23 protein-coding genes are annotated in these 24,868 nt (G+C 65.8%); 9 read left to right on the forward strand and 14 right to left on the reverse strand.

Going from position 1 to position 24,868, the window contains the following annotated elements; translation table 11 throughout:
• Positions 1-171: 171 nt before the first annotated feature.
• Together F579_RS0105295 and F579_RS0105300 are read right to left on the reverse strand one after the other, a co-directional pair.
• A complete protein-coding gene (locus tag F579_RS0105295; RefSeq protein ID WP_019025119.1) occupies positions 172-822 on the reverse strand; it encodes a histidine phosphatase family protein in 651 nt (216 codons plus the stop codon).
• Between the two features lie 91 nt (positions 823-913).
• Entirely contained in the window at positions 914-1,507 is a 594-nt protein-coding gene (locus F579_RS0105300) for a histidine phosphatase family protein (RefSeq protein WP_019025120.1), read from the reverse strand.
• A gap of 143 nt (positions 1,508-1,650) precedes the next feature.
• Between F579_RS0105300 and F579_RS0105305 the strand changes: the two genes are divergently transcribed.
• On the forward strand, positions 1,651-2,496 hold the full coding sequence (locus F579_RS0105305; protein WP_019025121.1) for a proteasome-type protease: 846 nt from the start codon (positions 1,651-1,653) through the stop codon (positions 2,494-2,496).
• A gap of 97 nt (positions 2,497-2,593) precedes the next feature.
• Here the strand turns inward: F579_RS0105305 and F579_RS0105310 are convergent, their stop codons facing one another.
• Positions 2,594-3,541 (reverse strand): alpha-E domain-containing protein, encoded by a 948-nt coding sequence (locus F579_RS0105310; protein ID WP_019025122.1) that lies wholly within the window; start codon positions 3,539-3,541, stop codon positions 2,594-2,596.
• A 1-nt stretch (position 3,542) separates the two neighbouring features.
• Complete coding sequence (locus tag F579_RS0105315) at positions 3,543-4,991, reverse strand: circularly permuted type 2 ATP-grasp protein (protein ID WP_019025123.1); 1,449 nt, start codon at positions 4,989-4,991, stop codon at positions 3,543-3,545.
• A 122-nt stretch (positions 4,992-5,113) separates the two neighbouring features.
• On the opposite strand from F579_RS0105315, the gene F579_RS0105320 reads away from it, so the two are divergent.
• Positions 5,114-5,398 (forward strand): hypothetical protein, encoded by a 285-nt coding sequence (locus F579_RS0105320; RefSeq protein WP_019025124.1) that lies wholly within the window; start codon positions 5,114-5,116, stop codon positions 5,396-5,398.
• 51 nt (positions 5,399-5,449) lie between these two features.
• Here the strand turns inward: F579_RS0105320 and F579_RS0105325 are convergent, their stop codons facing one another.
• From F579_RS0105325 to msrP, 6 genes are all read right to left on the reverse strand, one after another.
• Entirely contained in the window at positions 5,450-5,995 is a 546-nt protein-coding gene (locus F579_RS0105325; RefSeq protein WP_019025125.1) for a phosphatidylglycerophosphatase A, read from the reverse strand.
• A 41-nt stretch (positions 5,996-6,036) separates the two neighbouring features.
• The gene (gene thiL / locus F579_RS0105330) at positions 6,037-7,011 is read right to left on the reverse strand and encodes a thiamine-phosphate kinase (RefSeq protein WP_019025126.1); all 975 of its coding nucleotides are present in this window, start codon (positions 7,009-7,011) and stop codon (positions 6,037-6,039) included.
• 22 nt (positions 7,012-7,033) lie between these two features.
• Positions 7,034-7,597, reverse strand: a complete 564-nt coding sequence (nusB, locus tag F579_RS0105335; RefSeq protein WP_081616898.1) for a transcription antitermination factor NusB — start codon at positions 7,595-7,597, stop codon at positions 7,034-7,036.
• 251 nt (positions 7,598-7,848) lie between these two features.
• Positions 7,849-8,334, reverse strand: a complete 486-nt coding sequence (gene ribE, locus F579_RS0105340) for a 6,7-dimethyl-8-ribityllumazine synthase (RefSeq protein ID WP_018137920.1) — start codon at positions 8,332-8,334, stop codon at positions 7,849-7,851.
• A gap of 94 nt (positions 8,335-8,428) precedes the next feature.
• Positions 8,429-9,022 carry a sulfite oxidase heme-binding subunit YedZ gene (locus F579_RS0105345; protein WP_019025128.1) on the reverse strand — a complete coding sequence of 198 codons (594 nt, stop codon included), beginning with the start codon at positions 9,020-9,022 and terminating at the stop codon, positions 8,429-8,431.
• A gap of 64 nt (positions 9,023-9,086) precedes the next feature.
• Positions 9,087-10,061 (reverse strand): protein-methionine-sulfoxide reductase catalytic subunit MsrP, encoded by a 975-nt coding sequence (gene msrP / locus F579_RS0105350; protein ID WP_019025129.1) that lies wholly within the window; start codon positions 10,059-10,061, stop codon positions 9,087-9,089.
• A gap of 272 nt (positions 10,062-10,333) precedes the next feature.
• Here msrP and F579_RS0105355 point away from each other — a divergent pair, with 272 nt between their 5' ends.
• Positions 10,334-10,534: a PA3496 family putative envelope integrity protein gene (locus F579_RS0105355; RefSeq protein ID WP_019025130.1), complete on the forward strand. Its 201-nt coding sequence runs from the start codon at positions 10,334-10,336 to the stop codon at positions 10,532-10,534.
• 33 nt (positions 10,535-10,567) lie between these two features.
• On the opposite strand, the gene F579_RS0105360 is transcribed toward F579_RS0105355, so the two are convergent.
• From F579_RS0105360 to F579_RS0105370, 3 genes are all read right to left on the reverse strand, one after another.
• A complete protein-coding gene (locus tag F579_RS0105360) occupies positions 10,568-11,740 on the reverse strand; it encodes a lipocalin-like domain-containing protein (RefSeq protein ID WP_196800389.1) in 1,173 nt (390 codons plus the stop codon).
• A 140-nt stretch (positions 11,741-11,880) separates the two neighbouring features.
• Positions 11,881-14,421, reverse strand: coding sequence for an FtsX-like permease family protein (locus F579_RS0105365; protein WP_019025132.1), 2,541 nt, complete (start codon positions 14,419-14,421; stop codon positions 11,881-11,883).
• The gene (locus tag F579_RS0105370) at positions 14,418-15,131 is read right to left on the reverse strand and encodes an ABC transporter ATP-binding protein (protein WP_019025133.1); all 714 of its coding nucleotides are present in this window, start codon (positions 15,129-15,131) and stop codon (positions 14,418-14,420) included. The genes F579_RS0105365 and F579_RS0105370 overlap by 4 nt, the downstream gene beginning before the upstream one ends.
• A 416-nt stretch (positions 15,132-15,547) precedes the next feature.
• On the opposite strand from F579_RS0105370, the gene mgtE (F579_RS0105375) reads away from it, so the two are divergent.
• From mgtE (F579_RS0105375) to F579_RS0105395, 5 genes are all read left to right on the forward strand, one after another.
• Positions 15,548-16,906, forward strand: coding sequence for a magnesium transporter (mgtE, locus tag F579_RS0105375; protein ID WP_019025134.1), 1,359 nt, complete (start codon positions 15,548-15,550; stop codon positions 16,904-16,906).
• A gap of 11 nt (positions 16,907-16,917) precedes the next feature.
• Complete coding sequence (gene mgtE / locus F579_RS0105380) at positions 16,918-18,276, forward strand: magnesium transporter (protein WP_019025135.1); 1,359 nt, start codon at positions 16,918-16,920, stop codon at positions 18,274-18,276.
• A 521-nt stretch (positions 18,277-18,797) separates the two neighbouring features.
• A complete protein-coding gene (locus F579_RS0105385) occupies positions 18,798-19,247 on the forward strand; it encodes a pilin (RefSeq protein ID WP_019025136.1) in 450 nt (149 codons plus the stop codon).
• A gap of 743 nt (positions 19,248-19,990) precedes the next feature.
• Positions 19,991-21,070 (forward strand): transposase, encoded by a 1,080-nt coding sequence (locus F579_RS0105390; protein WP_019025137.1) that lies wholly within the window; start codon positions 19,991-19,993, stop codon positions 21,068-21,070.
• A gap of 499 nt (positions 21,071-21,569) precedes the next feature.
• Complete coding sequence (locus F579_RS0105395) at positions 21,570-22,412, forward strand: ion transporter (RefSeq protein WP_019025138.1); 843 nt, start codon at positions 21,570-21,572, stop codon at positions 22,410-22,412.
• 87 nt (positions 22,413-22,499) lie between these two features.
• Here the strand turns inward: F579_RS0105395 and F579_RS0105400 are convergent, their stop codons facing one another.
• Positions 22,500-24,185, reverse strand: a complete 1,686-nt coding sequence (locus tag F579_RS0105400) for a 2-isopropylmalate synthase (protein ID WP_019025139.1) — start codon at positions 24,183-24,185, stop codon at positions 22,500-22,502.
• A 162-nt stretch (positions 24,186-24,347) separates the two neighbouring features.
• Here F579_RS0105400 and F579_RS0105405 point away from each other — a divergent pair, with 162 nt between their 5' ends.
• A complete protein-coding gene (locus F579_RS0105405; protein WP_018862386.1) occupies positions 24,348-24,839 on the forward strand; it encodes an Lrp/AsnC family transcriptional regulator in 492 nt (163 codons plus the stop codon).
• The last annotated feature ends 29 nt before the right edge of the window (positions 24,840-24,868 follow it).

Raw genomic sequence — 24,868 nt, forward strand, 5'->3', positions numbered from 1 at the left:
GCCCTCCGGGCAGGCCGCGAATGCCGGACCCGCGATCCATAACCCCAGCAACAGCCCTGCCAGACCAACACCCCTGCAAGGACGCATGCGGATTCTCCCCAAAACAGCCATTGTATCCGGGCCGTCCCGGGGAGGCGTGATGAGGGAGGCGTTGGTTGAATGACTGTTTCCCTAGTGCGGATCGGATGCCTCGCGTTCGGGGGTCCCGGGGACCGGCGCAATGCGGTCGGCATCCGGCTCGGGGAAGTCGCTCGGGGCAAGAACCCCGAGGAGTTTGGGGCCGTCGTGTGCGGGCACGAAGATCGCCAGTTCGGCCTCCTGGATTTCCAGATCGACCGCCTGGCGCAGGTTCAGGTCGTGGCCCACCACCACGATGTTGGAAGACGGATCCGCCGGGGGCGTATGGAGGTGGCGCGCTAGACCATCGATCAGATGCGCACGGCGTTCCTCGTCCCGCACCCAGGGGAGGTTGAAGAGGTCATAGCGGATCTCGTAGTCCTCGAAGGCCAGCGCCGCGGTCTCCCAGTTCCGGCAGAAGGGACTGGCCAGCACTTGCTCGACCGGGATCTCCAGCGCGCGGAAGCCATCGCCTACTCGTCGGGCGTGGTTGCGACCAAGGGTGCTGAGATTGCGCTGCCCCGCGCAGTCATCCATGTCGCTGATGTCGTAGTCATCGTGCGAGCGGTCGGTCTCCGCATGGCGCCAGAACACGACCAGCCCGCCGCCCTGCAGGCGTTCGATCAATTGCTCCGCACTCAGCTCATCGGCCCCAAGCCCCACGGGGACGAGGACGATCAGCAGCGCCCCAAGGAACCCGAACACCCGCCTCGCCATCGCCTCTGCTCCCCATGCTTCGTCTATCCAATACTTAGTGCGTAGACGAAATATCGAGGGCGCGCTCGTGCGGGCTGGATCAGAAGTCGTCGGGCGTCAGAACCCCCAGTAGCCGCGGGCGTTCCTCCCCGGGCTCGAACACCGCGATCTCGCCCTCGTCGATCTGCACCCGGGCCGCCCGCTGCAGGTTTATGTTGTGCCCGACGATCACGACGTTCTGGCTGGCATCTTCCGCGCGCGTATTCAGATAACGTTGCAATGCGCGCACCAGTTCGTCCTGACGCTCGCGATCGCGTACCGGCGGCACGTTGAACAGGTCCTCGCGGATCTCGTAGGCGTCCTCGCCAAAGGCGATGCGGGCGGTATCCACGTTGCGGCAAAACGCCGAACTCAGGATCGACTCCACGGGGATCGCATGGCGCTCGAAGCCCTCGCCCACCTTGCGCGCCTCGTCCTTGCCCTGATCATTGAGGTTGCGCTGCAAATCGCAGCGGCTCATGTCGGAAAGATCCCGATCACGGAAACTGCGGTCCGTCGCCGCGTGGCGCCAGTAGATCACCAGCCCACCCTGCTGCATGCGCTCGATCAGCGCCTCGGGAGCCAACTCGGCATCGGCATGGCCCAACGCCGGTACGAGCAGACTCGCAATCAGAATAAAAGCCATGCGCCACATGCGTTATGCCCTCACGTTTCCCACCCGACATGCAAACGGTTCAGACCAACCGTACCGCCTGAGGTTCGCCGTACCCGATCGTTGACGCCCCCCCATCTCGGCCCTAGTATTCCGTTCTCCCCAGCCCGGAATCCCGCTCCCGCATGACCTACTGTGTCGCCATCGATCTGGACGACGGCCTCGTGTTCGCCTCCGACTCGCGCACCAATGCCGGTGTCGACCAGGTCAGCACCTACAGCAAGATGCACACCTTCGAGGTCGAGGGTCAGCGCATGTTCGTCGTGCTGACCGCCGGCAACCTGGCCACCACGCAGGCCGTGGTGCACCGGCTCAAGCGCGACATGGAGGACAACGCCGAGGAGAGCCTGGCGACCGTGGAGCGCATGTCGGACGCCGCCGAGTACCTGGGTCGCCTGAATCGCGAGGAGACCGAGAAACACTCCGAGGCCCTGTCCCGCTCCGGCATGCAGGCCGATGCGACCCTGATCATCGGCGGCCAGATCGGGGAGGACGCCCCCGGCGTCTACCTGATCTACCCCCAGGGCAATTACATCACCACGTCGCAACAGACGCGGTTTCTGCAGATCGGCGAGAGCAAGTACGGCAAGCCGATCCTCGATCGCATCATCGAGCACGACACCGGGCTCGGCGATGCGGCCCGCTGTGCCCTGGTGTCGATCGACTCCACCATCCGCTCCAACCTGACCGTCGGCCCGCCGATCGAGGTCCTCGTCTACGAACGCGGCACCCTCGCCTTCGACCACTACCTGTGCATGGAGGCCGACGACGAGTATCTGCGCTCCCTGACGCAGGCCTGGGACGAGAACATCAAGAAGGCCTTCACCGACCTCCCCCGCTTCGATTGGGAAGGCACCCACGGACGCAAGCAGCGCGGGACGCGGGTCAGCCGCGGGTCCGCCAAAACCGTCGGCGCCAAGACCGGCACCACCAAGGCAAGCACCAGCAAGCCCAAAAAGCCCCGCCGCTGACCACGGCGCCGTAGGAGCCGGCTTGCCGGCGAAGCCCCTGCCCGTGCCGAACGCTGGCAGGGGCGTTCGCTTGCAAGCAAGCTCCCAGAGGGGCGGGTTACGCGGCTTGTGCAGGGGCGGCCAGGAACCAGGTCTCGGCGTTGGCGCCGTGGATATCCGCGATATCCTGCTGCAGCCGGTCGACAAAGTCGTGCAGCCCGTCCTCGGCCAGCAGCTCGTCCACGCTGGCATTCATCGCGTGGCGTCGGGCCTGAATCACCAGCCGTAGTGGGACTTCGTTGTTCGGCAGGCTTTCCAGCGCGTCCTGCACCTGCGTCAGGGCGTGCGTGACCGAGCGCGGGAAGGCGCTGTCCTGCAGCAGGAAACGCACTACGTCCACGCCATTGATCCGCCGTTTCACGTGCTGACGGTACATCTGAAAGCCACTCTCGGAGCGCAGGATGCTGGTCCACAGCAGGCCCTCGTAGGGCTCCGGGTCGTCGTGGTCCTTCTTCAGGAGCTTCAGCGCGCCCACATCCACCTGGCGCGTGCCCATATCCGCGCGCTCCAGATTGCGCCCGAGACGGATGAAGTCATAGGCCGCGTCGTGGCTCATCGTCCCCGCCAGCAAGCCCGTGAGCGTCTGGCAGCGCTGGATGATGCTCGACAGGAATTCGAAGCGCCCGCGCTTGCCGATGCCCTGGTCGATCTCGTCACGCGCGAACAGGTACAGCTCGTTCATCACCTCCCAGGCCTCGGATGGCACCAGGTCCCGGGTGGTGCGCACGTTCTCGCGCGCCGAGCGCAGGGAGTTGAGCACCGAGCTGGGGTTGTCGGCGTCGGCCAGCAGAAACTTCACGCAGTTGCGTTCGTCCTCGCGCTGGTAGTGGTTGTCGAACAGCTCGTCGTTCCCGGTCACCTCGACCAGGCCCTTCCAGGAGAGCTGCACCGACTTCGGCATATCCAGCGCCAGCAGATGGAAGGCCGTGACCATGCGCGCGGTGTTCTCCGCCCGCTCCACATAACGCGCCATCCAGTACACGCGTTCCGCGACTCTCGAGAGCATCTCAGTTCTCCTCGTCCACGATCCAGGTGTCTTTACTGCCCCCGCCCTGCGAGGAATTCACCACCAATGAGCCCTTGCGCATCGCGACGCGGGTCAGCCCGCCCGCGGTGACGTCCGTGCGCACGCCCTGCAGGATGAACGGTCGCAGATCCAGGTGGCGCGGCTCGATGTCGTCGCCGCACAGGGTCGGCGCAACGGACAGGTCCAGGGTTGGCTGGGCGATGTAGTTACGCGGGTCCTTCTGGATCAACTGGGCAAACTCCGCGCGCTGCTTCTTGGTGGCGTGCGGGCCAACCAGCATCCCGTAGCCCCCGGACTCGTTGGCCGGCTTGACCACCAGCTCGTCCAGGTGATCGAGCACGTACTCGCGGTCCTTCTCGTTCACGCACAGGTAGGTCGGCACATTGGGCAGGATCGGCTCCTCGTCGAGGTAGTAGCGGATCACCTCGGGTACGAAGGCGTACATCACCTTGTCGTCGGCCACCCCGGCCCCGGGGGCGTTGGCCAGCCCGACATTGCCCTTGCGCCAGGCCCGCATCAGGCCGGGCACGCCCAGCATCGACTCGGGATTGAACACCTCCGGGTCGATGAATTCGTCGTCGATCCGGCGATAGATCACATCGACCCGCTCCAGACCGTCGATGGTGCGCATGTACACACAGTCGTCGTCGCAGACCACCAGGTCCGCCCCCTCGACCAGCTCCGCGCCCATGCGCTGGGCCAGAAAGGAGTGCTCGAAATAGGCCGAGTTGTAGATCCCCGGGGTCAGTACGGCGATCTCCGGGTAGTCCTGCGGGCGCGGCGAGATCGAGGCCAGCATGTCGAACAGCTGGGTCGGATACTCGTCCACCGGGAGGATGCTCGAGTTCTCGAACAGCTCCGGGAACACGCGCTTGGTGACCTGCCGGTTCTCCAGCATGTAGGACACGCCGGAGGGCACACGCAGGTTGTCCTCCAGCACATAGAAGTCGCCCTTGCCGTCGCGCACCAGGTCGGTGCCGCAGATATGCGCCCAGACACCGTGCGGCGGCGTAATACCGACGCACTGCTCGCGAAAGTTCTTCGACTGCTTCAGTACATAGCGCGGGATGATCTTGTCTTTGAAGATCTGCTGCTTGTTGTAGATGTCGTTGATGAACATGTTGAGCGCGGTCAGGCGCTGCTCCAGTCCCTCCGACACCCGCTCCCATTCGGTTTTGGTGATCACCCGCGGGATGATGTCGAACGGCCAGGCGCGGTCGATGTTCTCGCCTTCGGTATAGACCGTGAAACTGATGCCCATTTCCAGGATCGCGCTGTCGGCCGCGGTCTTGCGGCTCTGGATCTCGGCGTCGTCCAGGCTGCTGAGGTAATCGGTCAGGGGTTTGGCCGGCTTGCGCGGCTTGCCAGGCTTGGCAATCAGTTCATCGAAGAAAGGTTTGGGATCGTATTGCTTCCAGTCAATCGCCATACGTCGGGTCCTCTGACGCGGGGAACGGTTTGCTCTACAGTAGCGCCTTTTCCGGCACCATGGACGGCCGCCGATATTCGAGGCGGTACATTTTTCGTCCCCCTGACCCGCCAGAGGTTCCCATGACCGACACCCTCGAACAGCGCCTGATCGCGCTCTACGAGCATCCGAAGATCCAGGGATGCAACTGGCAGCCGCGCCTTTTCTGGTATCCGACCACCGATGGCGGACCGTATGGCGGGCTGCGCGTGGACGGCCGCGAGCTGGAGGTGTTTCTTGCCACGATTCTGGGCGAGGAGTCGACCGAACGCGCCGGTCTGGACGTGGAACAGGACGGGCGCGGGACCTTCATCGCGGCCAATGCGCGGCGTCACGAGCTGCCTCTTTTCACCCGGCGTCAGGGATGATGGGATTCGCGTTGCTCATCCCATCAAAGGGCTTTAACAACCGAAAGCCGACTACTGCACGAAGAACTGCTGGAACAACGCCGCGAGAATCACCAGCGCAAACCCGGCGTAAAGCCCCGCGACCACGTCATCCATCATGATCCCGTGCCCGTCCTTCCACTTGGCATCGAAGTAGTTGGCCGGCCACGGCTTGAGGATGTCGAACAGCCGGAACAGCAAAAACCCGATCACGATCCAGACAAGCCCCGCGGGTGCGAACGCCAGAGTAATCAGCATCCCCGCCCATTCGTCCCAGACGATCCCGGGATGGTCGTGCACGCCCAGACGGCGTGCACTTTCCCCGCAGATGTGGAACCCGGCCATCACCACGAGCACGGTGACGGCCAGATAGGCCCACTCCGGGAAGTTCATGATCGCGAAGTAGAGCACCAGCGCCCCAAGCGATCCGGTCGTCCCCGGTGCCCAGCGCGACAGACCACTCCCGAACCCGAAGGCCAGCAGATTGATCGGATCGGTGAACACCGTCTTCGCCGACGGCATCTTCGGCTTTGCGCTGTGGGCGGGCGCCGCACCGGCGCCGGTCTTCTTCCTGGCCATGACGTCCCTTGGCTTTGTTCTTTTGTTTTTTGTGTTTCTGGCTAGCCCGCGAAATGATCGTGGCCCTTGCGCGCCACGTCCAGCCGCGCGCCTTCGGCATCCACTACCTCGATATCGCTGCCGCTGGTGAACTCGCCGATCACGGTCAGCGAGGTGCGCACGCTCAGGCTCAGCAGCTCCAGCGGCTCGGTGGGCGGCAAGGCAAACAGCAGTTCGTAGTCCTCGCCACCGGCGAGCACGCAATCGCGAACCATTTCCTCGGGCTGCCCTTCCAGCAACGGATCGACCGGCACCCGCGACCAGTCGACCCGGGCACCGCAGCCGCATGCCGCGGCCAGATGGCCGAGATCGGCCAGCAGCCCGTCCGAGATGTCGATCACCGCCCGCGCCCGATTGCGCAGTCCGCGTCCCAGCGCCAGGCGCGCATTCGGCCAGAACAGGCGGGCGCAGTCCGGAGACTGCTCGTCCGGCGGCTGGCCCTGCGCCCGGCGCTGCTTTTCAAAGGCAAGGCCAGCGGCCGCCCCACCCAGTGCGCCGCTGACCACCAGGCGGTCCCCGGGACGGGCCCCGGCGCGCCGCAAGGCCTGCCCGGCCGGGACCTGACCCAGCACAGTCACGCTGATTGCCCCGGGGCCGCGGGTCGTATCGCCACCGACCAGCGGAACCGAGGCCTGTTCGGCCAGCGTCAGAAAGCCGCGGCTGAAGGCCGCCAGCCAGTCATGGTCGACGGAAGGCAGGGTCAGGGACAGGACCGTCCCAAGCGGATCGGCCCCCATCGCGGCGAGATCGCTGAGGTTGGCGGCCAGGGCCTTGTGCCCCAGGCTGGCCGGCGGGTGATCGGGAAAGTAGTGCGTGCCCTCGACCAGGGTATCCACGCTGACGACCAGCTCGTGGCCGGCCTGCACCCCGAGCAGCGCCGCGTCATCGCCAATGCCCAGGCGCACGTCCGGGCTGGTCCTTGCCGGCTCGGCGAAATAGCGCCGGATGAGATCAAATTCGGAGTCGGGACCGGTCATGGCGAGAGGCGGCCCATGTGGATCAGCGCTGGGCGGAACGCTCGGGGCCACGCAGGTCGGCGGACAGCCGATCCAGCACCCCGTTGATGTAGCGGTGCGACTGCTCGGCGCCGAAACGCTTGGCCAGGTCCACCGCCTCGTTGATCACCACCCGATAGGGCACGTCGATGCGCTCGGCGAGCTCCCATTGTCCGAGCCACAGCAGGGCCCGCTCGACCGGGTCGAGCTGGTCCAGCGGGCGGCCCAGATACGGCTCCATGCGGGCATCCAGGGCCTCGCGGTTTCGAGTCACGCCGATCAGGATCTCGCGGAAGTACTCGGCATCCGCCTTGGCGTGCTCCTCGTCGTCGCGAAACTCGGCCAGGATGTCCTTGGGCTCGGCCGCCGTCATCTGCCAGGAATACAGGGCCTGCATGGCACGACGCCGCGCAACCGAACGCGCGTGGCGGGCACGCTGCTCGGGCGTACTGTGCGGGCGTTTGCCCCGCCCGCCCTGGCGCGGCTTCTTGCCTGCGGGCTGCGATGGGTTATGCGATTCACTCACGGCGTGTACGGCACCCACTCGCTTAGGGAAACACTGATCCATGGACACGCTCGCGCTCGAGTCGCTTTTGCGTGCGAACAAGGCGCGGTGACTGCCGTGCAGTTGTTCTGCACAAGGGAGCCGCAAGGCAGTTCCCACGCAAAAGCGGCCGAGCCCCTTCGGGGTTGGCACCCCAGGTTCCCCGATCTTGCGTTGCGCCGCTTGCGGGTAGAACCACTACCCGCTGCACGACGCGCCTTATCTCGGAAAACCTGGGGTGTCAACGCGAGTGTGTCCATGGATCAGTGTTTCCCTTAGGAGTCGGCGCGCAGCTTGCGCATCAGGCTGACCATCTCGATCGCGCCCATTGCGGCATCCGCGCCCTTGTTGCCGGCCTTGGTGCCAGCGCGTTCGATCGCCTGCTCGATGGAGTCGGTCGTCAGCACGCCAAAGCTGATCGGCAGGTCCTCGGCCATCTGCACCTGGGCCAGGCCCTTGGCGGCCTCGCCCGCGACATAGTCAAAGTGCGGGGTCGAGCCCCGGATCACGCAGCCCAGTGCGATCACCGCGTCATACCGGCCGGAACGCGCCATCGCCTGCGCCGCCAGCGGCAGCTCGTAGGCGCCGGGCACACGGGCGATGGTCAGGTTTTTCTCCGCCACGCCGTGGCGCTTCAGGGTGTCGACCGCGCCTTCCAGCAGGCGCTCGACGATCAGGCTGTTGAAACGCGCCAGCAGCAGGCCGTAGCGATGGTTGGCGGCATCCGTGAACTCGCCTTCCAGGGTCTCGATCTCGTGCATGATGTGGTTCCGGTCGGAATGGGGCGGACACGCGGCCCGCAAATCCTGCGTATTATAGCACCGCGGCGCGCCAGATGGCCCCGCCCCTCGTGGTTCAGGAAGCTGTGGCGGCCCTGCGTGCCCGCACCCTTCGCGCCGAGATCCAGGAATAGACCACCCGCCAGCCGAGCAGGAAGGCCAGGATCGCGGCGTACACCGCGACCTCGCCATAGTCGGCCCGCGCCAGCCAGAGAAAATGCAGGATCGCCAGCACCCCGGCCACGTACACCCCGCGGTGCAGCCAGACCCATTTCTTCCGAAGCCTGCGCTGCGCCCCGTCGGTGGAGGTCACCGCCAGGGCGAGCAGGATCACCCAAGCGGCAAAGCCGACCATCACGAACGGGCGCTCGGTCAGGTCGTAGAGCACCAGTTCCCAGTCGAAGAACAGGTCCAGCCCCAGCCAGATCAAGGCATGCGCGGTAACATAGCCGAACGCCACCAGGCCCAGCATCCGGCGTAGTCGAGTGACCCAGGCCAGCCCCGTCATCTGCCGCAGCGGGGTCACGGCCAGCGCGATCAGCAGCGCGATCATCGCGTGCGTGCCGGAGAGCTCCAGCAGCTTCTCGATCGGGTTCGCCCCCAGCCCGTCGAACCATCCGAGCGCGCGCAGACCGATCCAGACCGCGGGCACAAGCGAGAGCAGCAGCACGCCCGTCCAGATGCCTCGCGGGGGCTGTCCTTTGCGGCGTCGGGTCGTCGCCACGCCGAACCCGTCAGAAGTACTCGGTCAGGTCCATCCCCTCGTACATCGAGGCGACTTCATCCCCATACCCGTTGAACATCTCGGTGCGCCGACGGCGGAACTCGCCGATGCGCCGCTCGGTGCGCTGCGACCAGCGCGGGTGATCCACGTCCGGGTTCACGTTGCTGTAGAAGCCGTATTCATCGGGCTGTGCCTGATTCCACAGGGTCGGCGGCTCGTCCTCGACGAAGCGGATGTGCTGGATGGACTTGATGCTCTTGAAGCCGTACTTCCAGGGCACGACCAGGCGAATCGGCGCCCCGTTCTGGTTCGGCAGCACCTCGTCGTACAGCCCCACGGCAAGGATGGTCAGCGGGTGCATCGCCTCGTCCATGCGCAGGCCCTCGGTATAGGGCCACTGCAGGCCACCAGAGCTGGCCGGCCGACGCCGCTGGCCGCGCAGGTTGTCCGGGTCATAAATGCTCTCGAAGGCCACATAGCGGGCATCGCCCCGGGGCTCGGCCTTCTCGATGATGCGGTTCAGCTCGAAGCCAATCCACGGGATCACCATGGACCAGCCCTCGACACAGCGCATGCGGTAGATCCGCTCCTCCAGCGACCAGGGGCTGATAAAGTCCTCCACCGCGTACTCGCCCGGGTTGTCACACAGCCCGTCCACCTTGACCGTCCACGGGTCGGTCTTCAACTGGTCGGCGTAGGTCTTGGGGTCGCTCTTGCCCGGACCCATCTCGAAGAAGTTGTTGTAGCTGGTTACCTCGTCATAGGGCGTCTTCGACTCGTCGGTAGAGAAATCGCCGGGTTCGAAGTCGAGCTCAAAGCCGCGCAGGGCGGCCGACGCCGGGGCGGACATTCCCAGTCCGCCCAGGGCCACGCCGGCACCCAGCCCGACACCCACGCGCAGGAATTCCCGCCGCCGCTGGTAGATCGCCTTCGGGGTGATTTCGCTGCGGGCAGGATCGGAACGACGCCGCGTACGAATCAGCATGGAATACCTCGCCTCTCGTTGTGGTAACCCGGACTGCCCGTCCATCCCGTGCCAGGCAGACCCGAACCCGTGTCTGTTGGGTGGACCCAGGCGCCGCTCCCAAGTTCGGTATTCCTCGCACTTTTTGCCCCGCGCTCACGCCATTGGCCAACGATAAGGAAACCGCTACCAGGCATAAGAATTTTCTGCTTGCGCGCGGGCGTCGCCGCTATATAAGGCTTTCCTGATGCCGCAGTACCGGGGTGGCCCGGCCGGCATATCTGGAGACCCCTATGGACCTCAATCTCGATACCGGTTTCGACAGCACCGAAGACCTCACCGGCCTGTTCGAGAACCCGCTCGTCAACGACCGCGGCCCGAACAAACACGCCGCCCGCCGCACCCTCGAACGCATGATGGAAGAACGCGCCCTTCGCGCCCACTTGCAGGACGACTTCGACCTCGACCACGCCAGCGACCCGCTCGACTGGTAACCAAAAGAAGGGTGGCCCGCGCGGCCACCCTGCCTACTCGCCGTCGTAACCTGTCAGTTCCACAAAGCCGCGCCCGACGGGTTGCCCCTCGCTATCCAGGATGTCCACCGCGCCTTCCCAGTAGCCGATCACGGTGTCCATCTCCTGTTCGTCGCGGATGGCGCGCACGGTGAATTTGCGCGGGGCCGAGCCGTCCGGCGGCGCGATGCGCATGGCCCATTCCACCGGATAGCGATTGCCGGATGGCTGCGTGGCCCAGCGCCGGGGCTCCAGTTCGACCTGGTCGGGCTCCAGCAGCCGGTCGTCGGCATCCGCCGGCATCCAGCGGCCCTTGGACAGCGGGTGCGGCTCGCCGTCCTCCTTGCGCAGCTGGTAGTACATGACGTCCAGCCCGTCGTCGAACTGCAGCGCGAACCAGTCCCAGCCCACCTGATCCTCGGATAGCGCACTGGTGCTCCACTCGCGGTCCATCCAGGCCTGACCGGTCACCGCCAGGCGCCCGTGCTCCGCACGCTCGACCTCCCCGCGCACCGCGATACGGGGCATGGAGTAGTAATAGGAGGCGTTGCCCGGCTCCGGGCCCTTCTGGCTGAGCCCCGCCTCGCCCTGGAGGACCGGGCCGCGCAGGGGCTCCAGTTCCAGCGCCAGCCGATAGTCGTGCACGCTGAAGTCCAGCTTCCAGCGATCCCGGTCCAGATCCGCCAGCTGCCAGTCCTCGGCCCACACCCGACCGACCGGATCGGACGCACCCGCCAGCCCCGCCCCGTCGCGCACGAAGCGCTCCTCGGAGGCATGGTGCCCGGCCTCGCGGTCGATCACCGCCGTATGCGCCATCCAGATATCAGGGCTGGCCCAGGCCGAGTCGTGCCAGCGCGCATCCCCCGCCAGCTCCGGCGCCAGCCCGACGCGGAAGAAGGTGATGTGAAAGCCCAGCCGCTCGTCCTCCGGCCCGTCGAGATTGCCGGTCACATACCACCACTCGTTGCGAAACCCCGGGTGCGGCCCGTGGTCACGCGGAAACTCGAACACCCGCGGCGCATCCGCACGCCGGAACCCCTCCGTCTCCTCCCCGCCCAGGGCCTCGCCCACCCGCAGCCCCGACACCTCGGCCTCGCGCGCATCCGGCGGCTCCGCCCCGCCACAGGCCGCCAGCAGCACCACGAGCCCAACCAGCACCAACAGACGCAGAATCTTCTGGGGAAACATCTGCAGGAGCACCTGTGGGAGCGGGCTTGCCCGCGAAAGGGCCTTGCCAGAGCCTAGCGCGGGCAGGGGCTTCGCGGGCAAGCCCGCTCCCACAGAGCCCGCTCCCACAAAACCCATTTCCACAAGCCGCAACCCGACCATCATGGTACCTCTCGCAACGCGGGCACCAGCCGCATGCGCGCCATGCGCCAGGCCGGGATCAGCGCCGCCAGCAGCGCGGCCCCCACGCCCAGGGCGACGGTCTCGGCGATTTCGCGGCCTGGCCAGCGCAGGTCCATGCCCCAGCCGAAGGCCTCGCGGTTGATCACCTCGATCAGCAGCCAGCCCATGCCCAGACCCAGTGGTATCGCGGCCAGCGCGGCGAAAGCGCCCAGCACCGCGCCCTGAAACACCACCAGCCCGCGCACCCCGCCGGGCAGCAGGCCCAGGCTGCGCAGCGTGGCGAACTCGCGCGCGCGCTCCATCTGCAGGGCCATCAACGCCCCGAGGATCGCGATGAACGCGACCAGCAGCGTGATCACCCGCAGCAGATGCGTAATCGCAAAGGTACGGTCGAAGATCGCCATCGACTCCTGCTCAATATCCCCGGGGCGCGTGACCATGGCCGCCGTCTCGCGCTCGGCCAGCCAGGCCTCCAGGCGCTCGATCACCGCGTCGGCATCCGCGCCGTCGGGCAGGCGCAGCCCAAACGACCCCACCTCATCGGCGCCGGCCGTGCCCGCGTAGAACCGCTCGCCCAGCATCAGCACCGTGCCCTGCGGGCTGCCGTAGTCGCGATATACGCCCGCCACCTCGAACATCCGCCGCCCGTCATCCACACGGATATCCAGCCGATCACCCACACCCACGTCGTGATGGGCGGCAAAGGGTTCAGTGACCAGCACCGCATCAGTCTCGCGCAGACGCCGGTCGAGTTCTTCGCCCGTCCCCTCGGCCCGCAGCAGTGGCAGGTAGTCCAGCCAGACCGGATGCGGCTCGACCACGTAGAGATCGATCATCCCGGCATCACTCGGCGTGTCCTGGCTGGAGCCGGTACTGACCGACTCCGCATCCGCGATCCGGGCGAGCGTGTCCCTCCAGTCCGCGGGCAGGCGCGCTCCGCTGCGCGCCGCGGCCGGGGCCGCCGGCACCACGTACAGATCCGACGTCAGCGCCTGGCCCAGCCACTGTTCCACGCTGTCGCGGAAGCTCCCGACCATTACCGACACGCTGATCGCGGCCGCCAGGGCCAGCGTCAGCGCCGATGTGGCCGGCGCGCTGCGCGACAGACTCCGCTCCAGACTGCGCACCCCGATGCGCGGGAGTGTCTGCCCGCGACCCAGCCGCGCCAGACCGCGCAGCACCCCGGCCAGCACCAGCGGCAGCACCAGCACAAAGCCGGTAATCAGCAGAAACAGCGCGACGAAGCTGCCCACCAGCCCGCCGGTACCGAGCAGCAGCATCACGCCACCCGCCGCGAGCAGCACGACCGCCGCCAAGGCCAGGCCGCGCAGACCCCGCCGTGCCCGGCGTTCCAGCCGCCCGCGCCCAAGGCTGCCAGGGCTGGCCGCCCGTGCCGCGTCCCAGGCTGGGGCCAGCGCCGCCAGCAGCGACAGCCCCACCCCCAGCGCGATCACCGCCAGCAGCGCCAGCGGGCGCGGCGTCACCTCGGTCACCGCCACCACAAAGAAATGATCCGTGACCGTCTGCGCGACCTGGCCAACCAGCACCTGCGCCAGGCCCATCCCGACCAGCACACCCAGCAGCGTGCCGATCACACCGACCAGCAAGGCCTCCAGCATCACCACGCCGAACAGCGCCCGCCGATCGGCCCCCACCAGGCGCAGGCTCGCCAGCACCTCGCGCCTGCGCAGTACCGCGAAGGTCTGGGTGTTGTAGATCAGGAAGGCGGCAATCAGCAGCGCCAGCAGGCTCATCGCCGTCAGGTTGATGCGAAAGGCCTGTGCCAGCTCGCGCGAGGCCTGGTCCCGCGCCGCCACTGGAACGAGTTCCAGGCCATCCGGCAACCGCTCCGCAAAGGCGTCGATCTCGGCGTCATCGAGACGCACGTCGATGCGATCGAGCCGTCCTGGCCGGCCTAGCAGTGTCTGCGCGGTGGCGATGTCCGCGACCCACAGCGAACCGCCCTCCTCTGCCGGGTTGGACGCCGGTTCATCGCGCTCCGCCTCGCGTTCGAGCAGCGTAACCTCGAAGCGCCCGGCAGCGGTCTCGAGCGCCAGGCGGTCCTCATGCGCCATCCCGGAACCCGCCCACCAGCCACTCGGCGGCAGGATCGTCCCCGGCTCGGTGACCAGCCGCTGTACCGGGGCATCCCCGATATCCGAGGCCGCCCCGCGGAACGGGCCCTCGGCCAGCGGGTCGACGCCCAGCACATAGATCGTGCGCCCGTCCGGCAGCCGCGCGGGCCCCTCCACGATCGGCGCGGTATCGCGCCAGCCGGCCAGCCGCAGATCACGGTAATGTGTCTCGTCGAAACCCTGGGCCGGCCCCAGAATCTGGTGAGTGGCCGTGCCCGCCACCTCGTCCATCGAACGGTCGAACGCGCGCTGCGCCGACTGGTTGGCCAGGTCCACCGCCAGCACCACGGCCACGGCGATCACCACCCCCACCAGCGTCAGCAGCCGCTGCAGGGGGCGCCTGCGCCAATCGCGCAGCCAGGCCTTTACCAGCAGCGAGCTCACGTCGCCGAGGCTTCCGCGGCGAGATCCTGCAAATGACCGTCCTGCATACGCAGCACTCGGTCCAGACGCCCGGCCAGGTCATCGCTATGCGTAACCAGCAACAACGCGCAGCCGGTCGCGCGCACCTGCTCCAGCAGCAGGCCGAACACCGCCTCGCCGGTGCGCGAGTCGAGGTTGCCGGTCGGCTCGTCGGCCAGGATCAGCGCCGGCCGGTGCACCAGCGCCCGTGCGATCGCCACGCGCTGCTGCTCGCCCCCGGAGAGCTGCTCCGGCTCGCGCCCGCCCTTGTCCGCGAGCCCCACGGCCGCCAGTTGCGCCCCGGCCCGCTCACGGCGCTGCGCGGCATCGAGTTCCGTTGCCAGTTCCAGCGGCAGCATCACGTTCTCCAGCGCAGTAAGCGTCGGGATCAGATGAAACGACTGGAACACGATCCCGACCTGCGCGCGGCGCAGCCGCGTACGCGCCGCCTCGTCCAGCCCCGCCAGCGCCTGACCGGCCAGTTCCACCGTGCCGGCGTCGGCGGGCTCCAGCCCGGCCGCCAGGTGCAACAGCGTGGATTTGCCGGAGCCACTCTCGCCGACGATCGCCACACGCTCGCCGCGAGCCAGCGCCAGCTCCACGTCATGCAGTACGCGCCCCTCGCCGGGATAGCCGAAGGCCACGCCATGCATCGCCAGCACGCTTGCCCCGGGATCGTTTCGCTCTGTCATCGGATGGCTCCTGCCTGGCCGGTCGAATCGTGTCGGAACGGCTGTTCCATGTACCCATTCACATCGCTGCAACGTGCAACCCGCATCCTGCCGAGACAGACCCCTGACAGGAGAGGAATGTTTCAAAACAGCCCCCAAGCGGTTGATTGCGGCCCGACATCCGTTAGAATACCGGTATCTCCACACACGGGAACGCGCCTTGAAACGCCGATCACGCAGTCGATCTATCTGCGCCTCGCGGTAAGCGCCTTCTTCCCGAACCGGACGCTTCCCGCTGGGCCTCTAAGTACTAGAGTGCCGGGAGCGGCCGGGCCCCAGCCCGATCCCGACCGGACGAAGACACCGCATCCATGCGGCGCCTTGTGAGGCTGTGTATCCAGCCCCCGGGCCCGCGGATGGCAGCCGGGAGTAAGGGCATGGATTTGCATCTGGAACAATCCATCATCGAGCTGAAGGAGCTGCTGCGTCTGGACGACCGCGACGGCCTCCAGGAGTTGCTCGATTACATGCGCGTACAGGATATCGCGCATGCGCTGATGGAACTGGGCGACGACGACCTGTGCGCGGTGTTCAACCTGCTGGAGCCCGGGCGCAAGGCGGATGTCTTCTCCTACCTCGACACCCCGCACCAGATCCGGCTTCTCGAGGCCTCGCCGAAGGACGACGCCCGCTTCATCCTCTCCGAGATGGAGGCGGACGACCTCACCGGCCTGCTTCAGACCCTGGACCCGGAGACCCTGCGCGGCTACCTGCGGCTGCTGCCGTTCCGGGCCATCCGCCGCGCCCTCAAGCAGCTCAACTACCCGGAGGACTCTGCCGGTCGCGTGATGTCCCCGGACGTCGTCGCGGTAGACCCCGACTGGACGCTCAAGCGCGCGCTGGCCTTCATCCGCCGCAACGCGGACGAACATTCAAACAACGTGATCTTCGTGGTCGATCAGGACCGCGTGCTGCTCGCGGCCGTGCCGATCCGGCACTTCCTGCGCGCCTCGGCGGACAGCCCCGTGCGCGAGCTGCTGGGCGAATCCGATCCCATCACCATCCCGGTCTCCGCCACTGCCGTCGAGGCCGCGCGCAAGATCCAGCACTACGACCTGGAAACCCTGCCTGTGGTCGGCGAGACCGGCGAGCTGCTGGGGGTGATCACGGTCGACGACGTAATGGACGTGCTGGAGGCCGAATCCACCGAGGACTTCCACAAGATCGGGGCGGTCGGAACGCTCCCGCTCTCGCCACAAGATGCGAGCCCCTTTCTCCTGTATCGCAAGCGCGTGGGCTGGCTGATCGGTCTGGTCGCGTTCAACACCATCGGCGCGCTGATGATCTCGCAGTACGAGGAGGCCATCGAGGCGCTGGTGGTGCTGGTGTTCTTCCTGCCGCTGATCATCGACTCGGGCGGCAACGCGGGCGCCCAGAGCGCCACCCTGATGGTGCGCGCCCTGGCCACCGGCGAGGTCACGTCCAAGGACTGGCTGCGGCTGTGGGGCAAGGAACTCGGCGTGGCCGTCGGGATCGGCGTGACCATGGGTCTGGCCGTATCGGTCCTCGGCCTGTGGCGCGGCGGGGCCGATATCGCCCTGCTGGTGGCGATCGCGATGACGCTGATCGTCGCGTTCGCCAGCATGGTCGGCATGCTGCTGCCGTTCATCCTCAGCCGTCTGAAGCTGGACCCGGCGACCGCCAGCGTGCCGCTGATCACCGCCATCGCGGACCTCGGCGGCATCATGATCTATTTCTCCCTGGCCGTGGCGATGCTCGGCCTGGCGACTCCGTAGGGGACTGACCGATGAGCCCGACCGACGACGACATCCAGACCCTGCCGCAAACGCTCAAGACCGCGCTGGACCAGCCCACGGAAGACGCGCTCCAGGGGCTTTGCGACGCCCATGCGGGCGCCGACCTGTCGGACGCGCTGGAGGCGCTGCCGGAGGACCGGATGCTGGACTTCTTCCGGCGTCTCGACGTGTCCTGCACCGCCGATGTCTACGCGCACCTGGAGCCCGACCACCAGACGCGCGTGCTGCACGCGCTCGACGAGGACCATGCCAGCCAGCTGATGTCGGCCCTGTCCTACGACGACGCCGCCTCGGTCCTGGAAGGCCTGCACGACGACCACGCCGAATCCCTGCTCGAGACCATGCCGGACGACGACCAGGAGGCGCTGGAGACCCTGCTCGGCTATCCGGAGGAAAGCGCCGGGCGCCTGATGACGCCCGAATACGCCACGGTGCAGCCAGACTGGTCTGTGGGCGAGGCGATGGACCACCTGCGCGAACACCACGAACTGGCGGAGACGGTGAACACCATCTTCGTGACCACGCCGGAGGGCGAACTGCTGGGCTGGGTGCGCCTGAAGGAACTGCTGCTATCGCGCCCGACGACCAGCGTGCGCGAACGCATGCACACCGATGTCGTCAGCATCGCTGCCGAGGAAGACCGCGAAGAGGCGGCCCACCGCATCGGGCATTACGACCTCGACGTCCTCCCCGTGGTCGACGACAACGGCCACCTGCTCGGCATCATCACCGTCGACGACGTGATGGACGTCCTGCGCGCGGAGACCACCGAGGACTTCCACCGCATGGCGGCGGTCGGCGACATGGTGCTCTCCCTGCGCGACGCCAGCATGAGCCTGCTCTACCGCAAGCGCATCGGCTGGCTGCTGATCCTGGTCGCGGTCAATATCTTCGCCGGCATCGCCATCGGCTACTACGAGGCCGCGATCGAAGCCGTCGTCGCGCTGGTCTTCTTCCTGCCCATGGTCATCGCCTCCGGCGGCAACGCCGGGGCCCAGGCCGCCACACTGGTCGTGCGATCACTCGCGGTGAACGACATACAGCTACGCGACTGGTGGCGCCTCGGCGGCAAGGAGGTCCTGGTCGCCACCGCACTGGGTGTCACCCTCGCCGCCGCCATCTGGGTCTCCGGCAACTGGCTGGGCACCGTCGAGGTCGCCAACGCCATCGCCCTGGGCATGTTCTTCGTGATCGTCTTCGGCTCGCTGTTCGGCATGCTCCTGCCGTTCGCCCTGACCCGCTTCGGCATCGACCCGGCCGTGGCCAGCGCCCCGCTGATCACCTCCGTAATCGACATCGTCGGCATCCTGATCTACTTCGGCGTCGCCGTCGCCATGCTCGGCCTCTGACACCCAACGGATACGCTCATCGGCCCCCGTAGGATGCCGATGAGCGCAGCGAATCGCATCAGGATTACCCCCGCCGCGGGAATGGTGCGTTTCGCCAGGCTCAACGCACCCTACAAATCGGTTAGCAGCCGCGAGGGCAACACCACGCCCCCACCCCGTCATGGCGAGGCCCCACAGGGGCCGTGGCCATCTCCAAACGCAACCCCGGACCCCGTCATCCCGGCCGCAGCGAAGAACCGGGATCTCCGCCCCCAGCCGAAGCCCAGGGGCGACCCAGCCAACACAACAGCGCGCAAGTCCCCAATAGTGACAATGTGCGTCAGTTCACATGACAAAAATGGTCACATGCGCCCTGTCACAGAGTGACCAAACCCGTCATACTCGGGGTACCAGGCGGGCCAAACCCGCCTGGCTACAGGGCTTTTCGCGAAATTGGACGAGTTGGCACCCGCCTTGCATCGGCTAGGACGGATGCCGCTGGGCGGCGCTCCGTCTTCCGTCACACACCAGGGAGTAACAAGATGCAGAAGAAAACTACCCAACAGGGTTTTACGCTTATCGAGCTGATGATCGTGGTTGCGATTATCGGGATTTTGGCGGCGATTGCGCTGCCGGCTTATCAGGATTATACGGGGCGTGCGCAGGCGTCTGAAGCGTTTAGCGCAACGTCTGGCATACGTGCTGATATCGGCGTCTATCTCTCCGAGAACGGCGAGCTACCAGATGATGAAGACGATGCGGAAATCGATTCCACTCTGGCTGAACTTGAAGGCAACTATTTTGGCGCAGGGGACGCGTCCCTTACTGGTCCAGGAATCATTTCCATTGAGTTTGACTCTGGCGTTCATAGCGGTGAAACGATGACGCTTGAGGCGATCCTGAACGCAGCCGAAAACCAGATTCGTCGCTGGGAATGCGATGGCCTTGACACTAGGTTCCTCCCGACTGCCTGCCGCCCGGAAGGGAGCTAAAGTCCACAATTATGTCAGACCTTTTGCTGGGATGGGTAGGTACGTAGGTACACCCACTTAGCACTAGAGCCCCGGCCTTGCGCCGGGGCTTTTTCTTTTTCAACGATCTGTCGGATCTGTGGGACACCCACTTCGTCGGATCTGTGGGACACCCACTTCGTCGCGGGACCTGTGGGACACCCACTTTCCTCCCAGTTGTCATAAGCCCGATTCGCCGACACCAGCGACACAGCTTGCATCTGCGGGACACCCCCCTTTCCGGGATGGCTACTGGATGCAACTCCTTCAGGAAATGATCAGAGACGATCGCTCGCGGGGCACCGAGACTACGACGACACCGCTTTGCGGTGCTCCCAGGGGTTCCAGGCTTGTGACCAGATATTGCCGGGGCACAGAACGCAAAAGGGCCGCCCGCGGATTCCCTTCCCGGACGACCCTTTAGGGGCTTCCTTGCCCCAGGGCACAATCTAGCACGAGCCTCGTGGATTTCCAGCTGCACACCGAAGAGGCCACTGAACGGTCGTTTTTGCGCCATAGGCGGTACTTTTGGATGGAATAAACTGCGGCATCGTAGGACACCCCCTTTAGGACACCCACTTTCTGAGGGGATCCCTTGCGGTCGCGCCCAAGAGCATCAGAGCAAGAGCATCTGTTGGACACCCACTTTGTGAGGGAAAGGCCTTGCTATCGCGGCTGAGCGCATCTAAGTTCCGAAGCATCTGATTCCATGGAAGGAGTCCACAATGACCCAACCCCGCTCGTCCCTCGTGTCCATCGAGGACACGCCTTGGTATCACGTCGTTTCACGCTGCGTTCGGCGCGCCTTTCTCTGCGGCGAGGATCGCGTGTCGGGACAAAACTTCGAGCATCGCCGCGAATGGATCGAGACGCGGATCCTGGAACTGGCCGCGATCTTCACCATCGATGTGGCTGCCTATGCCGTCATGAGCAATCACTACCATGTGGTGGTACGACTGGACCCTGAACGCGCAGCGTCGCTGGGTACCGAGTCCGTCCTGCAGCGCTGGACGCGCCTGTTCTCTGGCCCCGAACTGGTCAGGCAGTATCTGTCGCCGCGACGGAAGGCGATGTGCCACGCACAGTTACGGCGGGTGGAGGAGTACGCCCAAACCTATCGGAACCGACTGGCTGATCTGTCGTGGTTCATGCGCGTGCTGAATGAATCCATCGCCCGACAGGCCAACGAGGAGGAAGGCGTCAAGGGACGATTCTGGGAGGGGCGCTTCAAGAGTCAGGCCCTTCTGGATGACGCGGCCGTGCTGGCGGCCATGAGCTACGTGGACCTGAACCCGGTCCGGGCCGGCATGGCAGAGACGTTGGAACAGAGTGACCACACCTCGCTACAACGACGTATGCAGCCCGAGACAGAAGACCATTCGGGTAACGAACCGCCAGCCGAATCCTCATGCCAAAAGCACTCCAGCAGGAACCCGAACGAACTTCGCCCTGAACGTGAGCTACGCTCGCTTCCCCGCGCGCCACTGATGCCCTTCGATGCGACCGGCCAGTTCGAGCCGGCCATCCCGTTTGCGTTCGAGGATTATCTGGAGCTGACCGATACACTGGGGCGGTGTGTACATCCAGCGAAGCGGGGACGGATCCCAGCCCACCGCCCTCGCCTGCTGGACCAACTGGGTATGAATGCAGAGGCCTTCATCCAGCAATCCTGTCACCTTTTAAAGGCATTCGGCTCGGCCATAGGCGCACCCAAGCAGATGGTGGAACTGGCCGCGCAACGGCAATGCCGTTATCTGCGGGGCATATCCGCGGCCCGGTCGCTTTTCGTTCGCCAGGCCGCTTGATGCGTTACGCGCAGATGGGATATCCGCCAATTTTGGTGCGATTCGCGTGGCTCTTCGTACCCTACGGGTCATGCTGGCTGGTCACGATGGAGAGATACAAAAAGAAAGAGCCACCCGGGCTTCCGTTCCTGGGCGGCTCTAGTGAAGGCGTCCCTGCCTTCGCGGTTAAAAGTAGCACATCGATTACTGATTTCTAGACGTTATTCCGGTTTTTCGCCGAGCGGCCGCATATAACCACTGAGCGGTACTTTCTCCAAGAGAGTAACGATTGTTTTATTTCGCGATTATGAGTATGCGCCCAGCGATATGTGCCGTGCCTGGCTCCTCGCAACATCGCGCGTTTACCGCTCGTTGTCTGGCTACGGCGCCTCAGGGGAATTGCCGCTGATTCGGCTTTCGCCTACTCTCTTGCGCCTTCCCATAGGCGGCGATGCGGGTCTTAATCCGCGAGTCGTTCAGGGATGTTCCATTCGTAATCGATACCAGGCAACCAAGCATCATGAGCGAGCCCACCACGCTGCGCGGCCGTCTCGGCCAGTTCATCGAGGCGCGCCTGACCCAGCGCGCGATCATCGCGCTAATCCTGCTGAATGCAGTGACACTGGGACTGGAGACGTCCGATACCGTGATGGGCTGGATGGGCCCGGTAATCCTCGCGGCGGACACCGTCATCCTGTCGATCTTCACGGCCGAGGTGCTGGCGAAGCTGTTCGTCTATCGCCTGAGCTTCTGGCGCAACCCGTGGAATGTGTTCGACTTCTTCGTGGTGGGGATCGCGCTGATCCCGGCCTCCGGGCCGTTCTCGGTGCTGCGCGTGCTGCGCCTGTTGCGCCTGGTATCGATGGTGCCGAAGTTGCGCTTTATCGTGGAGGCCCTGTTGCGGGCCATCCCCGGGATCATCTCGATTCTGGGATTGCTGGTGCTGATCTTCTATGTGTTCGCGATCATCGCCACGGGGCTCTTCAGCGAGTCCTTCCCTCAGAAGTTCGGGACACTCGGCGCCACGATGTACAGCCTGTTCCAGGTCATGACGCTGGAGGGCTGGTCGGAGGACATCGCCCGCCCGGTGATGGAGGTCTACCCCTGGGCCTGGGCCTTCTTCGTGCCCTTCATCCTGATCGCCACGTTTACCGTGCTGAACCTGTTCATCGCGATCATCGTGGACGCGATGCAGCGCATGCATGATCGCGCGATCGAGATCGAACAGCAGATGATCCACGACAGCGTGCACGAGGAGAACAAGGCGCTGCACTCGGAGATCCACGAGCTGCAGCAGGAGACGGTCAAGCTTCAGGAACGCCTCATCCGCATGCAGAGCATGCTGGAGAAGCGGGTGAAGTAGCGGCCGACGGGGGACGCCGCGCGCACGGTTCGCGTGCGAGCACGCTCCCACAGGGGGGCCATAATGGCCCCCGGGGGTCCCATGAGATCAGGCGTTGGCGGCGGCCGGTTCGGCGGCGGGTTCGCCCAGGCGGCGGCCGGTGGCGTTGAGTACGGCCTGCAACGTGGCGGCTGTGGTGTCCTCGCCCAGGGCGACGCCGACGGAGCGCTCGCCGTCGACCTGCACGTCCACCGCGGCCATGGCGCGCGCCTCGGTGCCGGACTCCATCGCGTGCTCGTCAAAGTGGCTTACCTTGACCTCCACACCCCTGTCGGCCTTCATCGCGGCGGTCAGGGCCTCGACCGCACCGTGGCCCTCGCCCTTGAGGCGCGACTCGCGCCCGGGCGGGCCCATGGTCGCGTCCAGCCGTACCACCGGGCCTTCCTTCTCGATCTCGTAGCGCACCAGATCCCAGCCGGCGACCGGCGTCAGGTAGTGCTGCTCGAACAGCTCGTGGATGCGCTTCGAGGAGACCTCGACCTGCGTGGCCTCGGCATCCTTTTGCACGATGCGGGCGAACTCGATCGCCAGCCAGCGCGGCAGCTCGATGCCGTAATCGCGCTCCAGCACGTGGGACACCCCGCCCTTGCCGGACTGGCTGTTGATACGCACGACCTCTTCGTAGCGCCGGCCCAGATCGCTCGGGTCGATCGGCAGGTAGGGCACGTTCCAGTGGCCGCCCTTCTCCTTGTAGTGCGCCAGGCCCTTGCGGATCGCATCCTGGTGGCTGCCGGAGAACGCGGTGTAGACCAGCTCGCCCGCCCACGGATGGCGCGGATGGACGGGCATGTCGGTGCACTCCTTGTACACGTCGATCAGCCGTTCCATGTCGGACAGGTCGATGGTCGGGTCGATGCCCTGCGAGTACAGGTTCATGCCCACGGTGACCAGGTCCATGTTGCCGGTGCGCTCGCCATTGCCGAACAGCGTGCCTTCCAGGCGGTCGGCCCCGGCCAGCAGGCCCAGCTCGGCCGCGGCCACGCCGGTGCCACGGTCGTTGTGCGTATGCAGCGACACGCAGAAATGCTCGCGGTGCTGCACATGGTCGCAGAACCACTCGACCTGGTCAGCGAACACGTTGGGCGTGGCCGACTCGACCGTGGCCGGCAGGTTGATCACCACCTTCTGGCCCTGATCCGGGCGCCAGATCGCGTTCACCGCATCCACGACCTCGACCGCGTAGTCCAGCTCGGTGGTGGAGAAGCTCTCCGGCGAGTACTGGAAGATCCAGTCCGTCTGCGGGTACTTCGCCGCGTAGTCGCGCACCCAGCGGGCGCCGTTCTCGGCGATGCCGCGGATGCCGGCGCGGTCCATGCGGAAGACCTGCTCACGCTGCGCCGGGTTGGTGGAGTTGTATACGTGCACCACCGCGCGCGGTGCGCCCTCCAGCGCCGCGAAGGTCTTCTGGATCAGATCCTCGCGCGCCTGGGTCAGCACCTGGATATACACGCCCTCGGGGATACGATCCTCCTCGATCAGGCGGCGGGTGAAGTCGTAGTCGATCTGCGACGCCGAAGGAAAGCCGATCTCGATCTCGGTCAGGCCGATGTCCACCAGCACCTCGAAGAAGCGCATCTTCTGCTCGACGCTCATCGGGTGCACCAGCGCCTGGTTGCCGTCGCGCAGGTCCACCGCGCAGAAACGCGGCGCAACCGTGGTGCGCTGCGCCGGCCAGCGGCGATCCGCCTTGTCGATCGGCGGGAACGGGGCATATTTGGTGTGATCGAAGGCCATTTTGCTTCTCTCCTCGGGCCGCGGTATTCCGTCGCAGCGATTTATCCACTTGCACATTATCCTAACGGATCTGCGCGGACAGAACCTTGCTTATTTCGCATAAAGCGGGCAATAAGTGGCAGTTAATTGCTTTTAATAGCCCATCTAGCGCAATATTCCACCATGGAACCGCAACCGCACAAGCTCGACCGCTTTGACCGTCACATCCTGGAGATCCTGCAGGAGGACGCGAGCCTGTCGAACCAGGCACTCGCCGATCGCGTGGGGCTGAGTCCTTCGCCGTGCCTGCGGCGGGTCCGAGCACTGGAACAGGCCGGAATCCTGATCCGGCGCGTGGCCCTGCTCGACCGGCGCGCCCTGGGGCTGGAACTGACCGCGCTGATCCACATCGGCATGGACCGCCACACCCCGGAGCGCTTCGCCCGCTTCGAGGAGGCGATCTCCAGCTATCCCGAGGTGCAGCACCTGTATCTGATCACCGGACAATCAGCCGACTACATGCTGCAGGTCGTGGTCCCGGACATGGATGCCTACCAGGACTTCCTGCTGCGCCGGGTCACCCGGCTGGAAGGAGTGGACTCGGTGCACTCGAGCTTCGTGCTGCGCCGCGTGGTGGATCGCACCTCGCTGCCGCTGGACTACATCCGCGACTGACGGCGGACCGCGGCCGGCCCTGCAACACG

It is taken from the genome of Thioalkalivibrio sp. ALJ21 (assembly GCF_000378605.1).
GTDB lineage: Bacteria > Pseudomonadota > Gammaproteobacteria > Ectothiorhodospirales > Ectothiorhodospiraceae > Thioalkalivibrio.